The following is a 20998-nucleotide window of genomic DNA, read 5'->3' as shown; positions in this document are numbered from 1 at the left end:
ATTTTCGATATATCTCATTTAAAATAAATTTGCATTTTTAAATTTAGAAGCGATATTATCCTTATCACTCACCAATACCTTTGAAATATTATATAACGGCCAATCAATTGCGATTGTGGTATCATTCCATAAAATTGCACCTTCACTTTCCTTATTATAGTAATTTGTTGCCTTATACAAAAATTGTGTATTATCCTCTAGTGCCACAAAACCATGAGCAAAACCTTCAGGTATCCAAAACTGCTTATGATTTTCTGCTGAAAGTTCAACGCCAACCCATTGTCCATAAGTTTCTGAGTCTTCTCGAATATCAACAGCAACATCCCAAACTCGACCTTGTACAACACGCACTAATTTGCCTTGAGCAAAGGGTGCTTTTTGAAAATGCAAGCCTCGTAATACACCTTTTTGAGATAGTGAATGATTATCTTGGACGAACACAGGTATATCAAGTCCTCGCGCTGTTAACGCTTGTTCAAAAGCTTTTTGATTAAAGCTTTCCATAAACCAACCACGATCATCGCCAAAGACTTTAGGTTCAAGTATTAATAGACCTTTTATCTTTGTTTCAATTACATTCATTTTTTATATCTCTATTTAACATATTAAGCGTAAATTAAAATCTACACACTTTAAATACTATATCTGTGATTTCTTTTGCTGTTCTTGGTGCAATTTTAGTAAATATTGACCATAGCCCGTTTTCTTAAAAAAAGTTGCTCTATCTAATAACTGTCCAGCATCAATCCAGCCATTATTAAAGGCAATTTCTTCTAAACAGGCAATTTTTAAACCTTGACGATGCTCAACGGTTTGAACAAATTGACTTGCTTCGAGTAATGAGTCATGAGTACCTGTATCTAACCAAGCAAATCCACGCCCAAGAAGCTCGACATTGAGTTCTTGTTGCTGTAAATAGACATTATTTACGTCGGTAATTTCCAATTCACCGCGATGTGATGGTTTAATATTTTTTGCAATTTCAATCACCTTATTATCATAAAAATAAAGTCCAGTAACTGCATAATTTGATTTCGGCTGTTCTGGTTTTTCTTCTATACTTAGCGCCTTGCCGATTGAGTCGAAGTCAACCACACCAAAACGTTCAGGGTCATTAACATAATATCCAAACACAGTTGCCCCTGCTTGTCGTTCAGAAGCCCGCTTTAATTGTGCGCCAAAGCTTTGCCCATAAAAGATATTATCTCCAAGAATAAGACAAACATTATCATCACCAATGAAATCTTCACCTAAAATAAAAGCCTGAGCTAAGCCATCTGGTGAAGGCTGCACTTTATAAGAAAGTTTTATTCCCAACTCTTCTCCCGTGCCTAATAACTTCTCAAAATTAGGCAAATCTTCAGGCGTTGAAATAATCAAAATCTCACTAATTCCAGCTAACATTAAAACAGACAACGGGTAATAAATCATTGGTTTATCATAAATTGGAAGGAGCTGTTTTGATGTACCCATTGTGATCGGATATAAACGTGTTCCAGACCCACCAGCAAGAATAATACCTTTACGTTTTAATTGGCTCATTGGATTATTTCCTCTAAAACTTGTGCTACACCTAACCTCCAGTGAGGTAGATGTATTTTAAAATTCGTTTGTAATTTATTGGTATTCAATCTTGAATTCAATGGGCGTTTGGCTGGTGTTGGATATGCTGATGTTTCAATCGCAATAACTTTTTGAATTGTTAAATTTTGACCTTTTTGTTTTACAAAATCAAAAATAAACTGCGCATATTCATACCATGAACATTGACCTGCGGAAGCAAGGTGATAGTGACCATGTAGCTGTTTTTGTTGATCTAAACCAACCAGTAAGTAATATCTCAAAGCTTGACAAGTCACATCAGCAATCAAGGCAGCTCCTGTTGGAGCACCTATTTGATCATTGATAATATTTAACTCTTCACGACTTGATGCTAATTTCAACATGGTTTTGATAAAATTATGACCATATGTGCCATACACCCAAGATGTTCTAAAGTTGATATATGCGCACCCACTTTGCTCTATGGCAATTTCACCTAATCGTTTAGTTTGACCATAAAAATTTACAGGCTCAGACTGATTATTTTCAGACCACGCTGTTTCGCCCTCACCACTAAATACATAATCTGTGGAATAATGTATCAGCAAAGCCTTTTTTTCTACGCAAAGCTCAGCGAGTTTTTTAACAGCGAGATGGTTAATCAGATCAGCTGTTTCTTGATCTGATTCAGCTTTATCAACAGCGGTATATGCGGCAGCATTGACTACGATATCTGGTTGAACTTTCTCAAATACATTTTGAATTTGCTCAAAATCTGCTAAATCACCACACAAACCATTGTCATTCATCGTGCGGTCAAGAGCAATGACTTCACCCAGGGGTTGTAAAGCACGCTGCAACTCCCAACCAACCTGCCCATTTTTTCCAAGTAATAAAATCTTCATCATATTATTCAAAGCTTAAGCATTTTCAGATTGATATTGTTGTTTGACCCAATTTTTATATTCACCACTTTGAACATTTTCAACCCAATCCTGATTAGACAAATACCATTCAACAGTTTTTCGAATACCCGTTTCAAAACTTTCTTCAGGTACCCAACCCAAATCATTTTTGATCTTACTTGCATCGATTGCATAGCGTAAATCATGCCCAGGACGATCTTTCACAAAAGTAATTAATGTTTCGTAAGGTTGACTATTGGCTTGTGGTTTTAACTCATCCAAAATTTTACAAATGGTTTTGACTACTTCTATATTTTGTTTTTCATTATGTCCACCAATATTGTAAGTCTCACCAACAACACCCTCTGTCACAACTTTATAGAGCGCACGCGCATGATCTTCGACAAATAGCCAATCACGAATTTGGTCACCCTTGCCATAGATTGGTAAAGACTTGCCATCTAGAGCATTTAGTATCACTAAAGGAATTAATTTTTCAGGAAAGTGATAAGGACCATAATTGTTCGAACAATTGGTGACAATCGTAGGTAAACCATACGTTCTTTGCCATGCTCGGACTAAATGATCTGAACTGGCTTTACTTGCGGAATAAGGGGAACTTGGTGCATACGGTGTGGTCTCAAGAAATAGATCATCCGTACCTTCTAAGTCACCATATACTTCATCCGTAGAGATATGATGGAAGCGAAAGCTTTGTTTTTTATCTTCTGTCAAGTTATTCCAATATTGTCGAGTTGCTTCAAGCAACTGATAGGTTCCAATAATATTGGTTTCAATAAATGCTGCTGAACCTGTAATAGAGCGATCCACATGTGACTCAGCTGCCAAATGCATGACCAAATCAGGTTTAAAATCTTCAAGCAGTTGATCCATGACCTGACGATCACAAATATCAGTTTGTGAAAATTGATATCGTTCATTTTGGTCTACATCTTTAAGAGACTCTAAATTTCCAGCGTAGGTTAATTTGTCAACATTAAGTACATGATTATCTGTATTCTTAATAATATAACGAACTACTGCTGATCCAATAAAACCGGCTCCACCTGTCACCAAAATTCTCATACAACACCCTGCAAATCATTTTTAATCAATGTAGTTGAAATTTTCAATATAAACCTTAATTTTAAAAGTAACTAAACTATCATTAAGAGATGTACTTTTATTTACTATAAATACTGACAAAGAATTATAGCTAAACTCAATTTAAATTCATATATTGATAGCTTCTCATCTGCTCGATCTATTTGCTTGCATTCCACTACATTGACCTCGTCGAAGGACTTTATTCTTTAAATACTAAAAAATCATTAAATAGATACAAGTCAACACAGTTCTTTTTCGGTTTTAATACAATTACAGCGATATAAGAAGATACCCAACCTGTGTTTTTTAGCTTACAATCCATCTTCAAGATTTAATTCTAAGTAACAACGCAATATAAAATAAGGGTTTTGAATGTGAAGTATCCGTACACATCACTGTTGACTATTTTAGCCATCTCGATTTCATTTTCTGGTTGTGCAATCACTTCAGGGCTTCAAACCTATGATTTACCAGAACAAGGGCAATATAAAACAGATCAAGGTGCAGAACTCTCAGTTGTTCAATTAACCCAAACCACCATTCCAAGTCTAAATATTAATGAGCAAGCTCAATCAAATGATCTTAGTTCTTTATTTCACCATCAACAAAATACGTATCGTTTAAGTTCAGGAGATGTTCTTTCGATTCAACTTTGGGCATACCCTGAAATTACGCCTCCCATTCAAGATGCGACCAATATCAAAGCTGTAGGTTACCCAATTGATTCTAATGGCAATGTTCAATTGCCTTTGGTTGGATCAGTACGTATTGCCGGTAAAACCTTAGCTGAAACCAATCGTTTTTTACACAACCAGTTTGCAAAATATTTAAAGCATCCTGATGTGGTTGTCCGTGTATTGTCTTATGAAGGGCGTCGTTACTTTGTCAATGGTCAAGTGATGAAAAGTGGTCAATACACCCTCAATGACCAACCGATCAGTATTTATACTGCATTAGGTCAAGCTGGTGGTATAGACACAAAAACAGGCGATACAACCAATATTCAACTGATTCGAAATGGCCAAACCTATAACTTAAATACCATTCAATTAGAAAAACAGGGTCTGTCTCTACATCAGTTATTGATTCAACCGAATGACACCATTTTTGTCCACACCAAACAAGATCAAAAACTCTATGTGATGGGCGAATCCAGCCGAAGCCAAGCGCTAACATTGCGCGATCAAGGTATGACGTTGAGCGATGTACTCGGTGAGAGTGAAGGCATTAGTCCTTATTCAGCAAGTGCTGCACGAATTTATGTAATGCGTACTAATTTGGATACCAAGCAATCGACTATTTATCATCTTAACTTAAGTAGTCTGGGTAATTTGGCTTTAGCCAATCAATTTGCCATGCAAAAAAATGATATCGTTTATATTGACGCTACGGGCTTAACACGCTGGCAACGTATCATGAATCAAATTATTCCATTCTCAAGTGCTTTATATAGCTTTGATCAACTGGGTAAATAAGATGCAAATCCAAAATATACTGGTGGTCTGTGTTGGCAATATTTGTCGAAGCCCAATGGCAGAGTTTTTTTTAAAGCAAAATCACCCTAATTTAAGTATTGAGTCTGCTGGTCTTTCCGCAATGGTTGGATATAGTGCAGACGATAAAGCGATTGCCTGTATGGATGCTTTAAGTATTGATATGCGTAGTCATATTGCACGACAAATTAATGCAGAACTAATCAAAAAAGCAGATCTGATCTTGGTGATGAGTAAAAATCAGTCTCAACATATTGAACAGAAATGGCCGTTTGCCAAAGGTAAAGTGTTTCGTCTAGGGCATTGGCAGGATCAAAATGTGCCTGATCCATATCAACATGATCAAGCTTTTTTTGATGAAACATGTAAAAATATCCAAGCTTATGCCAACGATTGGCAATCACATCTATAAATTTTAATTAGTTGTTTACCTATGAATCAAAATTCAAAAACTAATGATGATACGATTGACTTAAAAGAGTTGTTTTTCTCTTTAATCGCCCAATGGAAAGTGATTGCGCTTTGTGTCATTTTAAGTTTGATCTGTGCCCTAATTTATTTACGTGTCACTTTACCTATCTACTCAACAGATGCGATGGTGCAAGTTGAAGATGGTAAAAGTGCTGCATCGGCGGCTTTAATGGGTGAACTCAAAGATGTGGCTAGTGGCTTGGGGCAAAAGTCTCCCGCTGATCCAGAAATTGAAATTCTAAATTCACGGCTTGTGCTTGGAAAAGTAATCAACAATTTAAATTTAAATATTCAAATTATTGATAATGAAAATACTTTTTTACATAAACTCGTTTCAAAAGACAAAACTCAACTTATCTATAGCGCTAAAGCTGTTGAATTTAAAAAAAATCAATCTAGCTTTTCTATTTTAAGATTAGATGTTCCGCAATATTATTATGATAAAAAACTTGTTTTAAAATTTTTAGATAAGAATCAGTTTAGTCTAAGCTATCAAGATCAGGTTGTGTTTAAAGGTACTCTTAACCAACTTAATCAAGCTCAAGATAGTAGTGGTCTATGGTCAGTTCAAATCAATAGTTCTACCCCATTTCAACAAGATTTTACCATCTCTAAACTTGCACTTCCCTCGGCGATGAAACTGATTCAGGCTAACTACACTGTTATTGAAAAAGGAAAAATGACAGGTGTGATTGGACTTAGTTACAGTGGTGGAGATCAACAACATATTACTCGTGTCCTTAATAATATTTTAAATGTTTATCATCAACAGAATATTGAGCGTAAAAGTTTAGAATCTAAGCAGACCTTAAGTTTTCTGGATCAGCAGCTTCCTGAGCTGAAACAACAACTCGAAGAATCCGAAATTAAATTTAATAAATTCCGCGAACAATACAATACCGTTGATGTCACTCAAGAATCTGAGTTGATGTTAAAGCAGAATGTTGAATTGGAAAAAATGCGGATCGAGTTGAAGCAAAAGCAAGCGGAATACTCGGCCAAATATACCCCTGATCATCCGCTGATGACAGAGATCAATGCACAACTTGCGGCAATTCAGAAAAAATCGACTGAGTTGAATCAAGCCATTAAACGTTTGCCTGAAACCCAACGTTTATATTTACAACTGTATCGTGATGTTAAAGTCAATACTGAACTTTACACCTCTTTATTAAACAGCTATCAGCAATTAAAAATTGTAAAAGCCGGTGAAATTGGTAATGTTCGTATTATTGATACCGCTGTTGAACCCGTGAAACCAATTAAGCCTCAAAAATTGATTGTACTGATTCTTTCTATTTTTGTTGGTGGCTTTATTGGAGTAATGATTGCTCTACTTCGTAATTTGCTTTCATCGGGCATTAAAGATTCCAGCCGTATTGAAAATGAGCTCGACTTACCTGTTTACGCCACTGTTCCACGCTCTCCAATCCAAGAGAGCCGTGTACAATTGCTGAAAAAGAAAAAGTCGATTCCTATTCTTGCAGTTAAGAATAGCGAAGATATTGCAATTGAAAGTTTACGCAGTATCCGCACGACGATTCATTTTGCCTTGAACAATGCAAAAAATAATATTATTGCGATTTCAGGACCTGCACCAGAAATTGGCAAATCCTTTATTTCAACCAACCTTGCTGCAATTTTTGCGCAAGGTAATAAAAAAGTCCTTTTGATTGATGCCGATATTCGTCGTGGCTATTTGCATAAATACTTTGACCACGATACCGCGCCAGGTCTAACTGAATATCTAACCAATCAAAGTTCGCTAGAACAATGTATTGTGCATTCAAGCACTGTAAGTCATCTAGATTTTCTACCTCGTGGTAAAAATCAAGGTAATGCAGCTGAAATGCTGAGTTCACCACGTTTTAGTGAATTGCTTTCACTACTGTCTCAGCAATATGATCATATTATTATTGATACACCACCAATCTTAGCGGTGACAGACGGTATCATCATTTCACAATTCGCAGGTGTTAACTTGGTGGTTGCGCGCTATGCCAAAACTCAGATGAAAGAGTTAGAGCTGACTGTGAATCGCTTTGAACAGGCGGGAAGCAAAGTGAACGGGATTATTCTCAACGATGTTCAAGCAACAGCTGGCGGTAATTATGGCTATAATTACGCTTATGCTTATACATCTACTAAAGATGATTAATTTTAAATAAGACAAAAAAGCCAGATTCATTCTGGCTTTTTTGTCTTGGGTCAATGGACAATATAACTGTATATTTTTAGTTGTTCAGCTCAGATAACTATATCGTTTAGACTAAAGAAGTTATATGCTTGAGCAGTTTCTGTTCATCCGCAAATGAACTTGTTAAAAGATTAAAATTTGGAAATTTTTATGAGTAAAGCCTTACCCATCGCAATCGCTGTAATCTTAGGTGGTGCTGCACTTGTTCCTGTTTATTATGCATCTCAACACCCTGCTGATGTAAACAGTAGTCATTCAATGTCAAAAGACGCAAAACCTGTAGAAAAAATCAGTTATGCGCTTGGTTATGAAGTTGCCAGCCAAACTCCTCCAGAAGTTGATGTCAATACATTTATTAACGGTATTCGTGATGGTCATGCGAAAAAGCAACGTGCCTATACCGATGAAGAACTACAAAAGGCTTATGTTGAGTTCCAAAAAGAAATGCAACAAAAGCAATTGCAACAAACAAAACAGTCTAATGCTTCCAGTGATGCTTTCTTAGCAGAAAATGCAAAGAAAGATGGTGTTAAAACAACTGCTTCAGGATTGCAATATAAAATCACCAAAGAAGGCACAGGCAAACAGCCGTCTGCGACTTCACAAGTGACCGTACATTACAAAGGTCAACTTTTAGACGGTAAAGTGTTTGATAGCTCTTATGACCGTGGTCAACCCGTTGAGTTTCCTTTAAACCAAGTGATTCCAGGGTGGACTGAAGGTTTACAACTGATGAAAGAAGGCGGTAAAGCGACCTTGTATATTCCTGCAAAATTGGCGTATGGTGAGCAAGGTGTGCCTGGAACGATTCCTCCAAACAGTACACTCATTTTTGATGTTGAACTGATTCAAGTGAAATAACGTTTAAAAGAAAGGAGAGTTTTACTCTCCTTTTTTGGATTTTTAATTATGAAAAAGACACTGATTGCACTCAGTATGGGTTTACTAAGTAGCGTTGCTTTTGCTGCACCCATTAACAATAAAAGCGCTCAGCAAGATCAACTTGGCTACAGCTATGGTTATGTCATGGGGCGTAGCAATGCTGATACACTTAAACAGATCAATTTAGATGCCTTTATTCAAGGGATTAAAGAAGGATCTACAGGTCAAAAAGCTGCATTGACCGATGAAGAAATGGCCAAAGCATTAGCGCAATATAAGCAACAGACTGAAGCTAAACAGTTGCTAGAATTTAAAAAAGCGGCTGATGAAAATGCACAACTCGGTGAAAAATTTCTTGCTGAAAATGCAAAAAAAGCAGGTGTGATTACACGCCCAAGTGGTTTACAGTACAGTATCTTGCAACAAGGAACTGGAAAATCACCTTCAGCAAAGTCTAAAGTATCTGTCAATTATGAAGGTCGCTTACTGGATGGCACTGTATTTGATAGTTCGTTTGCACGCAATGAAGCTGTTGAATTCCAAGTCAGCCAAGTCATTCAAGGCTGGACTGAGGGGTTACAATTGATGAAAGAAGGTGCTAAATATCGCTTCTTTATTCCAGCAAAACTCGCCTATGGAGACATGGGTGCAGGTGATGCGATTGGACCAGACAGTGCCTTAATCTTTGATGTAGAACTGTTGAAAGTGTTACCTTAGTTTCTTCAGCATAAATATTAAAAAACATCGCTTAATCTGCGATGTTTTTTATTTCTGATAAGCACCAATCTCATGGTTAATGCTTTAAATGTCTTGGTCTAAACCCCGATGCAAGTAAAGCAACAGCATAAGCAATTACACCGACCAGACATAAGCCGACGACCTCAAGAATCCGAATCCATTGAGAAACACTACCATCATACCAATTCAAAGCGCACCATAACGCTGCGATCATGGCGATATTGGCAATCGCAAACTGAATGAAAAGTTTTTTCCAATGTGCGCCAAAACGGAAAATGTCTTTTTTATGCAAATAAAAATACAACATCCCGGCATTCACCAAAGCTGAACCAGATGATGCAATCGCTAAAGCCATATGCTCTGCTTGCCAATTAATTAATTTAAAAATACCAATAAAGATAATATTTAAAATGGCATTAGCAGCAACGGCCATTAGTCCAACGCGTACAGGGGTTTTGGTATCCTGAATCGCATAGAAACCAGGAGCAAAGACTTTAATCAACATAAATGCCAATACACCACCACTCATACATTGCAAAGCCAATGCAGTCATCTGTGTATCACGTGCATCGAAAGCACCATGCTGGAAAAGTGCTTGAATAATTGGGGTAGACAGCATAAATAATGCAATACTGGCAGGAACACCCACCAGAACAATCACACGTGCAGCCCAATCTAACATTCTACGGAACTTGGCTTGGTCTTGTTCAGCTTTACTCATCGAAAGTGAAGGAAGAATCACTGTGCCAATCGCTACACCGATCAGCCCTAGAGGCAATTCAGTCATTCGCTCTGCACTATATAACCAAGATACAGAACCATCTTGCATAAACGATGCCCAGATTGTATTCAGTAACAAGTTAATCTGCGTCACCGACACCCCAAATAAAGCAGGTAACATCAGCTTTAAGATTCGGTCCACACCCTCATGTTTAAAATCAACTTTAGGTGGAATCAGTAATTTTTTCTTCCAAAGTTCAGGAATTTGTATCGCAAGTTGTAAAACCCCTGCTGCAACCACAGCCCAACCTAAGGCCATAATCGGCTCTGCCATATAAGGTGTTAACCACCAAGCCCCTGCAATCATCGCAACGTTGAGCAGCACAGGTGAGAACGCAGGTGAAGCAAAAGAACCGTAACTGTTTAAAATACTGCTGGCAAAAGCGGTCAATGACATAAACATCAGATATGGAATCGTCAAACGAAACATATCGACAGCAAGGTTAAATTTAGCAGGGTCACTGTGGAAGCCAGGCGCATAAACATACAAAATGACAGGTGCAATAATCATGCTGATTAGCGTTAATAATGACATCACCATTAACAAACAACCAAACACCCGACTAATCAAAATTTGCACTTCAGCATGCAGTTTTGTAGTTTTATATTCAGTGAGGACTGGAATAAATGCTTGAGAAAAAGCCCCTTCAGCAAATAATCGCCTGAAAAAATTGGGAATACGAAAGGCAACAACGAATGTGTCAAAATCTTTACCTGCACCAAAGACATTGAGTAGGACCATGTCTCGTACCAAACCCAAGACTCGAGACAACATGGTCATTGCACTAACAATAAAGGTGGATCGCCACAGCGCCATCGTATTCACCTAGTTAAAATAAAGTCGCTATTGTAATTAAATATTCTCAAAATTGCGTTGTTAAATCATAAACAGAAATCTATTTTAGCCATCTTTTTCGATACTGAATTTTTTCTGTGTCAAATCTTCCCGAAAACGTTGCCATTCAAAGTGTGTTCCTGGATCAGTTTTTCGACCTGGGGCAATATCTGAATGCCCTGCTAAATGATGATCAGTCTTCGGATAAGCTAGTTGCAAAGCAGCAACCACATCAACGAGTTGTTGATATTGCACTTCTTCAAAGTCACGATCGTCACTGCCTTCCAATTCAATGCCAATGGAATAGTCATTACACTCCACTTTCCCCAAATATGATGAACGTCCTGCATGCCAAGCACGATCATTAAAATTAACAAACTGGATAATCTCGCCTGTTCTTAATATCAATAAGTGGGTAGAAACTTGCATCCCTTGAATGGTTTGAAAATAAGGATGAATTGACCAATCTAATTGATTTTGAAAAAATTGTTCGATATATCCACCACCGAACTGTGATGGCGGCAAACTGATATTATGAATGACAATCAGCTGAATCTCAGTATTTTCGGGACGTTGATTATAATTTGGAGATGGAACTTGTCTTGCGCCAATCAATTGACCATTTACGACCTGAAACCTTGATGCCGATTGCATATCTTATTCCTACAGGGCTTGTTTATTTTCAACAAAGCGAATTTCAATATTTTAGTGTACTCTCATCCATATAAAATAAAAACTTCTTCAAACTTGCAATGACAATGCTAATATATCGCTCAGTTTTTAAGGGCGACAACAATAGGGATATCCATGAGCATACCTGAAGCTTTGCTTGAACAATCGATTCAAATTAATATTCAACAAGCACTCCAAGAAGATATTGGCGATGCGGATATCACCGCCCTACTCACGCCAGAAGATGAGCAAGCAACAGCAACGATTATTTCACGTGAAGACATGGTTCTTGCTGGGCAACCTTGGGTGAATGCCTTGATTAAAGCCTACGATCCAACAGTAAAAATCACTTGGTTGAAAAATGATGGCGATGTCGTCAAAGCCAATGAAACGATCTATCAATTGGCAGGTTCTGCACGTAGTTTACTGACAGTGGAACGCCCAGCATTGAATTTTGTTCAGACTTTATCTGCTGTAGCAACTAAAACTGCAGCATATGTAAAATATCTGGAAGGCACAGCAACCAAACTTTTGGATACACGCAAAACCCTACCCGGTTTACGCATTGCACAAAAATATGCGGTGGGTGTAGGAGGTGGACAAAATCATCGTTTGGGCTTATTTGATGCTTTCTTAATTAAAGAAAACCATATCATGGCAGCAGGTGGAATTGCACAGGCGATCGCCAAAGCACGTCAAATTGCACCCAACAAGCCCGTTGAAGTTGAAGTTGAAACATGGGATGAACTGAATCAAGCACTCGAAGCTCAAGCTGACATTGTGATGTTAGATAACTTTAGCCAACAGCAAATGATCGATGCAGTTAAGCATGTTGCGGGACGTTGTAAATTAGAGGCTTCAGGCAATATCACCTTAGAGACTCTAACTGAAGTGGCGCAAACGGGCGTGGACTATATTTCAATGGGTGTCTTAACTAAAGATGTTAAAGCTATTGATTTATCAATGCGTTTTAATGGTTAAACACTCGGAATATGCCTTGATCAAGCAGTACCACGGTACTGCTTTTTTATTACAAAATATAACGATCAGTGAATAAATCATCAGCTACTTTTATGCTCAATATACTTTAAATAATCAATAAATCATCTGTGTAGATAAGAGATAAACAATGAAAAAACATATTCTATCTTCATCACTTCTTACTTTAGCGATTCCGATTTTTAGCCATGCAGACACCGTCAATGTTCATGTGTTAAGTGCAACCGTCAAAGATCAAAATATTGCCAATGCCGAAGTGATTTTACAAAAGAATGGTGAACACTCTGCCTCAAGCTCTACCAATGCCGATGGACGAAGTACAGTCAATAGCAATGGTGCAGACGGCGCTGATAATTTACTGATTATCAAAAAATCAGGTTATTCAACACTTGTGGCAAAATGTCCATGTGATGGTATGACCTATGCACTCAGCCCTGTGCTTAAAGATTTAAACAGTATGCGTATTGTCCTGAACTGGGGCAAAAATCCTTTGGATCTTGATTCACATTTAAGTTATAAAAATCAGCATGTTTACTGGGACAGTAAACAAGGCTTATCAGCAAATCTAGATGTCGATGATACTGACTCTTATGGTCCAGAAACCGTCACCATTGATCAACGTCTTGAAGGTCAATATTACGTTTATTCAGTGCATGATTTTTCAGATCGTGATCGACCCAACACAAACAATTTATCCAATAGCCAAGCCAAAGTCATGGTCTATGCAGGAGAGTCGCTGATTCGTTCCTATTATATCCCGACAGGTCAAACCGGGAATTTATGGACTGTCTTCCGAATTAGCCCAGAAGGCGAAATTCAAGACATCAACCGTATTTCTGGAACCACTGTGAATGCCAGTCAAGTTGGTTCAAGCGTCTCGAATTATCAAAATCAAACTACCCGAGTGAATCTTGTGCCTGTTTCTGCGGATGCACAGAAGCGAGCTAAAACACTCAACCTAAATGCAGACAAAGCCTATAAAAATAATCAGATTGAACAAGCAGCCATGCTCTATCAACAATCGATAGACTACAATCCAAATGTAGGGCAAACCTATAGTAATCTTGCCGTGGTTTATCAAAAACTCAATCGTGCCTCAGAAGCATTATGGGCAAATCAAAAAGCGATTGCTTTGGCGACCAATGACAATACCAAAGCGTATTCTCATTATAATATGGGTAAAATCTATGAAAATAATCAGGATTTTGACCAAGCCAAACATCATTATCAACTGGCCAATCAATATAAGCCAAGTGAGACTTATAATGAAGCAATACAACGAGTAAGCCGTTAAATCTTATGCCCAAAGAATGAGTCGTTTCTTTGGGCTTCTTTACTTGTTTGTATCACTTTTATTTTTTATTCATTTGGTCTAATTTGCTTACAAAATAGGCAGCGTTTGCATAGAAAAATCGGCGGAATAAGCCTATAATTTTTGGCTCTCCAAGACTTTGCTAAAATTAGGCCGATGAAGACGTTGAAACAACAAGTTTTGTTTTTACTTGTCGCTTTTTTATCAGTATTTGCTTTTTTCTTATACCAAGAAGATATCACGCGTTTCTTTCAATTACGTGACATCTATCTAAAGCCACGCCTGTATAAATATGCTTTTTCTATCTTAATGAATTATGCTTTCATCAGCTTATTCTATTTAATTTTAAGAAAAACCTTTGCAACGATTTTACTGAGTCAATTTATTATTTTTTTACTCAGTTTTATCAATATTAAAAAAGAGCAATATCTTTCAGCCAGCTTAGTCCCTAGTGATTTTTTATTATTTAAAGAAACCTTTATTGCCTCACCCATCTTATTAAAATTTGCTGTTTTTGCTGCTATCGCGGTGTTTATTGCATTGTTTGTATTTTTATACCGCAAAGAAAAATTAGGTAGTAAACCCTTACTCTTAACCAATAGCATTCTATCTTTTGCGATTCTTGGATTTTTTATTACTGCTAATTTTAAAAATAATTTTAGTGAATCCTGCGCCAATGCTGCAAAAAATTCGATTTGTCAGTATGCACAATACTTACCCAATACACGTGGTGATTGGATTGGTGATCATTTAACTATTCGATATTTGGGATTTCCAACATTCTTCTTTTCTAAGACCGTGGATGGCTTAAACAATAAAATCTTCCAAACTGAAGTGATTCCTGAAGAAAAAGTGGCGACGCTTTATCAACCGATGATGGATGAGAATCAACAAGCGACCACATCGAATCTAGAATCCGAGGATCAGCCTCAGCAACAACTGCCCAATATTATTTTTGTCATGAGTGAGTCGCATTGGGATGCTACAAAATTAGACAAAAGCATTCCTCGGAATATCACCCCAACAATCAATAAAAATCAGGTTTCTACTGTACTTTCTCCAAGCTTTGGGGGTGGTACTGCCAATGTTGAATTTGAAGTATTGACCAGTTTAAATACCTATTTAAATCACAATGAATTGGCTTATGTATCAAAACTGAAACGCCCAACCTACTCATTGCCGATGTATTTAAATAGCTTAGGTTATGAAACAACAGCTATGCATAACAATGGTAAATATTTTTATAACCGTAGCGCTGTTTATCAAAATCTAGGTTTCAACCGTTTTACCTCGATTGAAAATATGATCAACATGGCTGACCGTGCCAAATATATCAATGCTGCAGGTTGGGCAACAGATGATTTGATTTATAGCAGTATTGAAAATCAACTGAAGAATACAGATAAACCGCAATTTATCTATGCGATCAGTGTTGAAAACCATCCGATGTATAGCGATGATCGTTTTGGTAAAGACCATTTTAAAATCACCAAAGACGGCATCAGCGATAACAGTAAACGTGCACTGAATACCTATTTAACAGGGATGCAGCGTGCGGATGATAAATTGAAAATGCTGATTGAAAATGTCAAACAACTTGAGCGTCCTACGATTGTCATATTCTTTGGTGATCATTTGCCAAATTTACAAAAAGTATATGATGAATATGGCTTTTTTAAATCCGAGCAAGAAAAAGCTGAAAAGAAAGATGTGCGTTTCTTTGAAACACCACTTGCTGTATGGGCAAACTTTCCTATTGACCGAAAGCAATTTAAAGGACCTTTTGTTGCTGCACACTTCCTTGCACCTAAAGTGCTTGAAGCAGCACATGTTCCCCTTTCACCCTATTATCGCTTTGTGAACAATGTCAGCTCTTGTTATCGCACTGTTCATCAAACAGGTATACAGACACAAAAATCTTGTGAATTTAATCAAGCTGAGATTTTACAGCAGTACAAAGACTTGAATATGGATGTCTTGAATGGCAAGAACTTTACTTACCAGATTTTAAAATCGAAAGCTGAAAGCTAATGGTTGGTTCAGGAAGATTCTGCTGAATCTTTCTGATCAACTTTTTGTTCAATCTGCTGTTGTTGATCATTGTTTTTGACTTCAAATTCTTTGCTTTCAAAATCCTCACGGCGAGGATCTCCTGCCATCAACATAAAAGTAATCACTGCAAATAGAAAAATCAGAATTTTCATAAAATGCCCCAACAACTCAATAAAATTTCACCTATTCTAAAAAGACTTGTTTCAAAACCCTTGAAGACTCTGTAGATAAAACATAGGACATTGTGCTGATTTATGTATCTATTGAAGTAAATAGATGATTGGAAGCTTAAACATGTAATTTTACGCAAATGATGCGGTCTTTGATCAACTCAAAAATAAGGTGCAAAACGCACCTTATTTCAAACTGCACAATCAAATACTGAAAGATTAAGACTCAATAAATCCCATATATGGATCAGAGAAAGAGTCTTTACCCGTTTCAATACGTCCAGCAAAACGGCGTTTAAAGGAACTGTCGCCCTCGATCGTGACGGTAAAATCATACCAACCACCAAAATCAGACATGTTCCAGTTCAATTCCTTTTCCGTTGATGCTGTTTCAATATTCCACGTTTTATTCGGCAGATAGGCATTGGCTTTTACCATCAGTTTTGCAGGTTTACTTGCATCATGACGAACTTTTAAATAGATCTTTGGATCACACTCTTCAACACACACCCGCACTTCTGCCAATGACTCAGCCTGTGCAGATTTAGACAAATCTCCAGCAAAACCACGGTGAAAACCGTTAGGTCCCAATACCCACAAATCATATTTTCCAGTGGTGGTGTTCCATACGTCATCCAACTGCTTTCCTGCTTCAACCATATAACGGCGAGGGATTGCTTCAAGATTCAACTGATCATAAACATGGAATACTGCTGCGTGTGTTCCTGTATTAGAAAACATTAATTTGACTGTTTTTGCCGCCAAATCGACTTTCGCGCTGCTATGTAAAATGTAAGGTAATGCACGGGATAAACGTGTTCCGATCTCTTGAACTGGGTAAACCTGACTCAAAGGGCGTGAAACTTGAGGCAATAAGGCCTGTGCATTGCGAATTGCATCCGCTTCACTTTTGGTTTTCTTACCCATCAATTCTTCAATCGCAAGTGTATTTGGATTCTTAAAATCAAATGCTGTTGTCAAATCTCCACATACTGCCCTGCGATATGGACTAATATTGGGTTCTTCTACCCCAAAACGCTGTTCCAAGAATCGGATCACCGAAGAGTGATCAAAAACCTGTGAATTCACCCATCCTCCTCGGCTCCATGGTGATATGACATACATCGGCACACGAATTCCCGGACCATATACCCCTACACCATTACTGACTTTTGGGTCAGTAAAGTTTGGTTGCCCAGCTGAAGCTTTTGCATGTGTTGCATATTCATAAGAAATTTGTTCATCGGTCAATGTGGTTTTACCTTGCATTTGACCTGAACTGTCCTTAGATGGCGCACTTGGTGAAGGAACATGATCAAAGAAACCATCATTTTCATCAAAATTTACCAATAAAACGGTTTGACTCCAAATTGCAGGATTTTCGGTCAACGCATTCAGCACTTCTTGAATATACCAAGCACCTTGAACAGGGCTTGATGGTCCGGGATGTTCGCTGTAGGTTGCAGGAGCGACCATCCAACTCACTTGTGGCAATTGACCTTTGGCAATATCTTCTTTAAAGGAACCCAGAAATCCACCATCAGGCATGGTATTGGCAATCCCTTTATACAAAGGCTGTGTTGCATCAATTGCAGGATCGTAGGCTGGACAAACGGTACTATTATTGACGGGTTTACCTGACAATTCATTGGCACGACGATATTGCTTAAATCCAGCCAAAGGATTGTCGGTAAAGTTATCTGGCATATTTTGATAAACTTTCCAAGTTATACCTGCTTGTTGTAAACGCTCAGGATAGGTCATCCAATCATAGCCCGTGGTTGATGGACCAATACTATCCAAATCATTCACCACACTTGCCACACCCGCAGCTTTAGGACCATTCGAGCCTGTCCATAAGAACATACGGTTAGAGTTCGTACCTGTATGCATGGCGCAATGGTATGCATCACATAAGGTAAAGGCATTGGCAAGTGAAAACTGAAATTCAACTTCTTTTTGTTTGTAATATCCCATTGATTGAGGCTGTTTATATTGCACCCAGTTGCCCATACGCCCATGGTTCCAAGCAAACTGACCATCAGTCCATGAATGTGGTGTACCACTGACACGTTGTGCATTGCCACGAGTACTGTCTAAATGGTAAGGAAAAATTTTATTTTTATCTTTGTCGTATTGTTCCCACACTTTGCGGTTGTCTGATAGTGGAATCGTAAAACGATCACCAAAGCCTCGAACGCCTTTGAATGTTCCAAAATAATTATCAAATGAGCGGTTTTCTTGAGTCAAAATGATGACATGCTTTACATCTTTAATTGTGCCTGTTTCGACTTTGGCATCAATCGCTAAGGCTTTTTGAATGCTGGCTGGAAAGCTGGCTAAAGCGGCTGTACCGAATATAGTTTTTGTAGAATTGATTAAAAAATCACGACGTTTCATGTCTATTTCCTTATATTTTTATTATGGTGCGCAATGTACTTTACAATTGGGTGCTGGCGGATTCGTGGTTGATGTTTCGTTGTTATCATCATTACAAGCACTGAGCAGTACACTCAGACTTGTCACTGCAATCAAGAGGAAATTTCGCATTGTCCTGTCCATGAAATAAATGTAGCCATAGTCAATATGATCCCAATGACAATAGGGTGAAGTTTTAATGGCAATTTCATGACGATCAAAATACGCCACTATATTTTTCACATAAAAAAACGCATCCGAAGATGCGTTAGATTTATAGCAATTTAGATGATGAAGGAATTACCAACCCAAGGCTTCTTGCTGTTTTTTGACCAACTCTTGGATTCCTTTTTCAGCCATTTCTAACATTGCATTGGATTGATCACGGGTAAAAGGTTTATCTTCTGCTGTACCTTGAATTTCAATAAATTCACCCGCTTGAGTCATCACTACATTCAAGTCAGTTTGACAGTTAGAATCTTCTTCATAACAAAGATCAAGTAACACTTCATCTTGATAAATCCCGACTGAAATTGCAGCAACTAAACCTTTCAACGGATCTTGTTTGATTTTTTTCTTTTCTAACAACACATTCATCGCATCAATCAGTGCAACCGCAGCACCAGTAATAGAAGCAGTACGTGTCCCACCATCCGCTTGAATCACATCACAGTCAATTGTAATCGTATTCTCACCCAACTTTTTTAAGTCAACCATTGCACGTAAGCTACGACCAATCAAACGTTGAATTTCTTGAGTACGCCCTGATTGCTTTCCACGAGCCGCTTCACGATCACTACGGGTATGGGTAGAACGTGGCAACATGCCATATTCAGCAGTTACCCAACCTTGTCCTTGTCCTTTTAAGAAACGAGGTACTGAATTGTCAATACTTGCAGTACACAGCACTTTTGTATGACCAAATTCAACCAATACAGAACCTTCCGCATAACGTGTGTAGTTACGAGTAATTTTAACTTCACGTAATTGATCTAATGCACGTTGGTCGATACGCATAGTGTGTCCTTATTGGATTCAGAAATAATGCGGCTAAGTATAACAGATACTCTAGTGTTGGTTTTATTACAAGATGGTGGTTTTTGAAATTGCTGAGTCTACGTTGCTGACTGACAGATTGGTCCAAACCACTTGCATGCGACAGAGCATCATCTTAAAAATAATTGGATCAATGTGAAAGTTTTCATACATCACGATGCCGAAATAAATTTATGCATAAAGTCGCCACACTACAAATCAATAATACTGCTGCCAAATTTTGTCCCCAACCAGCCAAAACTAATCCCCCACCTAATAATAAATAATACATCAAACCCAACAGTGCGCCTGCTGTACCTAAACATTCGGCATAGTGTTTAAGTGCTGTCGCAAGAAGATTAGGGATGGCAAGCCCATATGCAACCATGATCAACAGTACAGGAAAAATAAATAACCAACTCTTGATGGCTAGAGTGATACAGATCAAAACACTCCCAAAAATCGCAATCAATGCCGCAATGGACACCAAAGTATGGGGATTCACGTTTTTATTAAGCAAAGATTTATTCAGTAATGCGCCAAAAATGGCGCCTAAGGTCAAACACAGACCGCTCAATCCAAACACCCATGATGAGGCTTCTAATATTTGAAAATAGAAAGGAGACAACTGATAGTAAGCAAAAAGATTGATATTAAAAAGTGCAACCAAAAATGCGTTTTTCCAAATCTCATTATCTTTAAGCATGGCAATAAAAATATGAAGAATAGGAACTTTTTTATTGTTTTTAATAAGCGTCTCAGGGAGCTCAAATACACACCAACACATAAGCAGGATTGAAAATAGCGCTAAACCTAGAAATACACCTTGATATCCCCACCATGTTGTGATGAATGCGCCAAATACCATACCTAGAGCTGGGCTAAGCGCAAGCAGAATACCAATTATGGAAAAAATCTTGACCAGCTCCTTGCCTTTGAAAGTATCTCGAATAATGGTTTGTGTTCCGATGGAACCCACAGCAGCACCAAATGCCGAGAACATTCTGGCGATGATTAAATCATCAAAAGTACGACATAAAATCGCAGCAATCGAGGCAATCGCATAAATCAATAATCCACCCAATATCGATTTTCGTCTTCCTAAAATGTCACACATCTGCCCCCAAAAGACGATACCCAGCGCAAAGGCAATGAAATATAAAGAGATCGTTTGACTCGCCTTTTCAGAACTTATATGGAATCCATGTGCAATATGAGGCAGTGCTGGGCTGTAGATCGTCTCAACAACTTGGGGAAACATCATCAAAACAGCCAGTAAATAAAATATAGATTTCTTTAACATTTTCTTTTGAATACGTTGAATTGAACCATCGAGAAAAATAACAAAATCAAATTTTGAGAGATATAATCATAAAAGACATATTATTTA

19 protein-coding genes are annotated in these 20998 nt (G+C 37.8%); 9 read left to right on the top strand and 10 right to left on the bottom strand.

What is annotated here, in order from left to right; all coding sequences use genetic code 11:
* Positions 1-18: 18 nt before the first annotated feature.
* Genes rfbC through rfbB form a run of 4 tightly spaced genes read right to left on the bottom strand, consistent with a single transcriptional unit; the run spans position 19 to position 3533 of the window.
* Positions 19-582, bottom strand: a complete 564-nt coding sequence (gene rfbC / locus ACINWC743_RS02915; RefSeq protein ID WP_009584323.1) for a dTDP-4-dehydrorhamnose 3,5-epimerase — start codon at positions 580-582, stop codon at positions 19-21.
* A gap of 57 nt (positions 583-639) precedes the next feature.
* Positions 640-1542 (bottom strand): glucose-1-phosphate thymidylyltransferase RfbA, encoded by a 903-nt coding sequence (rfbA, locus tag ACINWC743_RS02910; RefSeq protein WP_009584289.1) that lies wholly within the window; start codon positions 1540-1542, stop codon positions 640-642.
* Entirely contained in the window at positions 1539-2447 is a 909-nt protein-coding gene (gene rfbD, locus ACINWC743_RS02905) for a dTDP-4-dehydrorhamnose reductase (RefSeq protein ID WP_035300113.1), read from the bottom strand. The genes rfbA and rfbD overlap by 4 nt, the downstream gene beginning before the upstream one ends.
* Positions 2448-2462: 15 nt before the next feature.
* Positions 2463-3533 carry a dTDP-glucose 4,6-dehydratase gene (gene rfbB / locus ACINWC743_RS02900; RefSeq protein WP_009584287.1) on the bottom strand — a complete coding sequence of 357 codons (1071 nt, stop codon included), beginning with the start codon at positions 3531-3533 and terminating at the stop codon, positions 2463-2465.
* Positions 3534-3928: 395 nt separating this feature from the next.
* Between rfbB and ACINWC743_RS02895 the strand changes: the two genes are divergently transcribed.
* From ACINWC743_RS02895 to ACINWC743_RS02875, 5 genes are all read left to right on the top strand, one after another.
* On the top strand, positions 3929-5029 hold the full coding sequence (locus ACINWC743_RS02895; RefSeq protein ID WP_035300110.1) for a polysaccharide biosynthesis/export family protein: 1101 nt from the start codon (positions 3929-3931) through the stop codon (positions 5027-5029).
* Between the two features lies 1 nt (position 5030).
* Positions 5031-5459: a low molecular weight protein-tyrosine-phosphatase gene (locus ACINWC743_RS02890; RefSeq protein WP_009584274.1), complete on the top strand. Its 429-nt coding sequence runs from the start codon at positions 5031-5033 to the stop codon at positions 5457-5459.
* 21 nt (positions 5460-5480) lie between these two features.
* Entirely contained in the window at positions 5481-7676 is a 2196-nt protein-coding gene (locus ACINWC743_RS02885; protein WP_009584299.1) for a polysaccharide biosynthesis tyrosine autokinase, read from the top strand.
* A 189-nt stretch (positions 7677-7865) separates the two neighbouring features.
* Positions 7866-8576, top strand: a complete 711-nt coding sequence (locus tag ACINWC743_RS02880) for an FKBP-type peptidyl-prolyl cis-trans isomerase (RefSeq protein ID WP_009584312.1) — start codon at positions 7866-7868, stop codon at positions 8574-8576.
* A 48-nt stretch (positions 8577-8624) separates the two neighbouring features.
* A complete protein-coding gene (locus ACINWC743_RS02875) occupies positions 8625-9314 on the top strand; it encodes an FKBP-type peptidyl-prolyl cis-trans isomerase (RefSeq protein ID WP_009584315.1) in 690 nt (229 codons plus the stop codon).
* Between the two features lie 76 nt (positions 9315-9390).
* On the opposite strand, the gene murJ is transcribed toward ACINWC743_RS02875, so the two are convergent.
* Both murJ and ampD read right to left on the bottom strand, forming a co-directional pair.
* Positions 9391-10941, bottom strand: a complete 1551-nt coding sequence (gene murJ / locus ACINWC743_RS02870; protein WP_171064856.1) for a murein biosynthesis integral membrane protein MurJ — start codon at positions 10939-10941, stop codon at positions 9391-9393.
* A gap of 75 nt (positions 10942-11016) precedes the next feature.
* Complete coding sequence (ampD, locus tag ACINWC743_RS02865; protein ID WP_009584305.1) at positions 11017-11604, bottom strand: 1,6-anhydro-N-acetylmuramyl-L-alanine amidase AmpD; 588 nt, start codon at positions 11602-11604, stop codon at positions 11017-11019.
* A 153-nt stretch (positions 11605-11757) separates the two neighbouring features.
* On the opposite strand from ampD, the gene nadC reads away from it, so the two are divergent.
* From nadC to ACINWC743_RS02850, 3 genes are all read left to right on the top strand, one after another.
* Complete coding sequence (gene nadC / locus ACINWC743_RS02860; protein WP_005034737.1) at positions 11758-12603, top strand: carboxylating nicotinate-nucleotide diphosphorylase; 846 nt, start codon at positions 11758-11760, stop codon at positions 12601-12603.
* Positions 12604-12751: 148 nt separating this feature from the next.
* Complete coding sequence (locus ACINWC743_RS02855) at positions 12752-13915, top strand: tetratricopeptide repeat protein (RefSeq protein WP_009584271.1); 1164 nt, start codon at positions 12752-12754, stop codon at positions 13913-13915.
* Between the two features lie 174 nt (positions 13916-14089).
* Positions 14090-15964, top strand: coding sequence for an LTA synthase family protein (locus tag ACINWC743_RS02850; RefSeq protein ID WP_035300108.1), 1875 nt, complete (start codon positions 14090-14092; stop codon positions 15962-15964).
* An 8-nt stretch (positions 15965-15972) separates the two neighbouring features.
* Here ACINWC743_RS02850 and ACINWC743_RS24440 read toward each other — a convergent pair whose 3' ends face one another.
* Both ACINWC743_RS24440 and ACINWC743_RS02845 read right to left on the bottom strand, forming a co-directional pair.
* The gene (locus ACINWC743_RS24440; RefSeq protein WP_005034741.1) at positions 15973-16137 is read right to left on the bottom strand and encodes a hypothetical protein; all 165 of its coding nucleotides are present in this window, start codon (positions 16135-16137) and stop codon (positions 15973-15975) included.
* Between the two features lie 237 nt (positions 16138-16374).
* Positions 16375-18555: a phosphocholine-specific phospholipase C gene (locus ACINWC743_RS02845; RefSeq protein ID WP_009584307.1), complete on the bottom strand. Its 2181-nt coding sequence runs from the start codon at positions 18553-18555 to the stop codon at positions 16375-16377.
* On the opposite strand from ACINWC743_RS02845, the gene ACINWC743_RS24245 reads away from it, so the two are divergent.
* The gene (locus tag ACINWC743_RS24245) at positions 18554-18724 is read left to right on the top strand and encodes a hypothetical protein (RefSeq protein ID WP_157432063.1); all 171 of its coding nucleotides are present in this window, start codon (positions 18554-18556) and stop codon (positions 18722-18724) included. The two genes, ACINWC743_RS02845 and ACINWC743_RS24245, sit on opposite strands and share 2 nt — an antisense overlap.
* Positions 18725-18873: 149 nt before the next feature.
* On the opposite strand, the gene rph is transcribed toward ACINWC743_RS24245, so the two are convergent.
* Complete coding sequence (rph, locus tag ACINWC743_RS02840) at positions 18874-19590, bottom strand: ribonuclease PH (protein ID WP_009584291.1); 717 nt, start codon at positions 19588-19590, stop codon at positions 18874-18876.
* Positions 19591-19774: 184 nt separating this feature from the next.
* Positions 19775-20911: a Bcr/CflA family efflux MFS transporter gene (locus tag ACINWC743_RS02835; RefSeq protein WP_009584268.1), complete on the bottom strand. Its 1137-nt coding sequence runs from the start codon at positions 20909-20911 to the stop codon at positions 19775-19777.
* Between the last annotated feature and the right edge of the window lie 87 nt (positions 20912-20998).

Origin of the sequence: Acinetobacter sp. WC-743, from assembly GCF_000335555.1 — a bacterium.
Classification (GTDB): domain Bacteria; phylum Pseudomonadota; class Gammaproteobacteria; order Pseudomonadales; family Moraxellaceae; genus Acinetobacter; species Acinetobacter bereziniae.
Note: the sequence above shows the minus strand (reverse complement) of the source record. Positions and strands in the feature narration are given on the sequence as shown.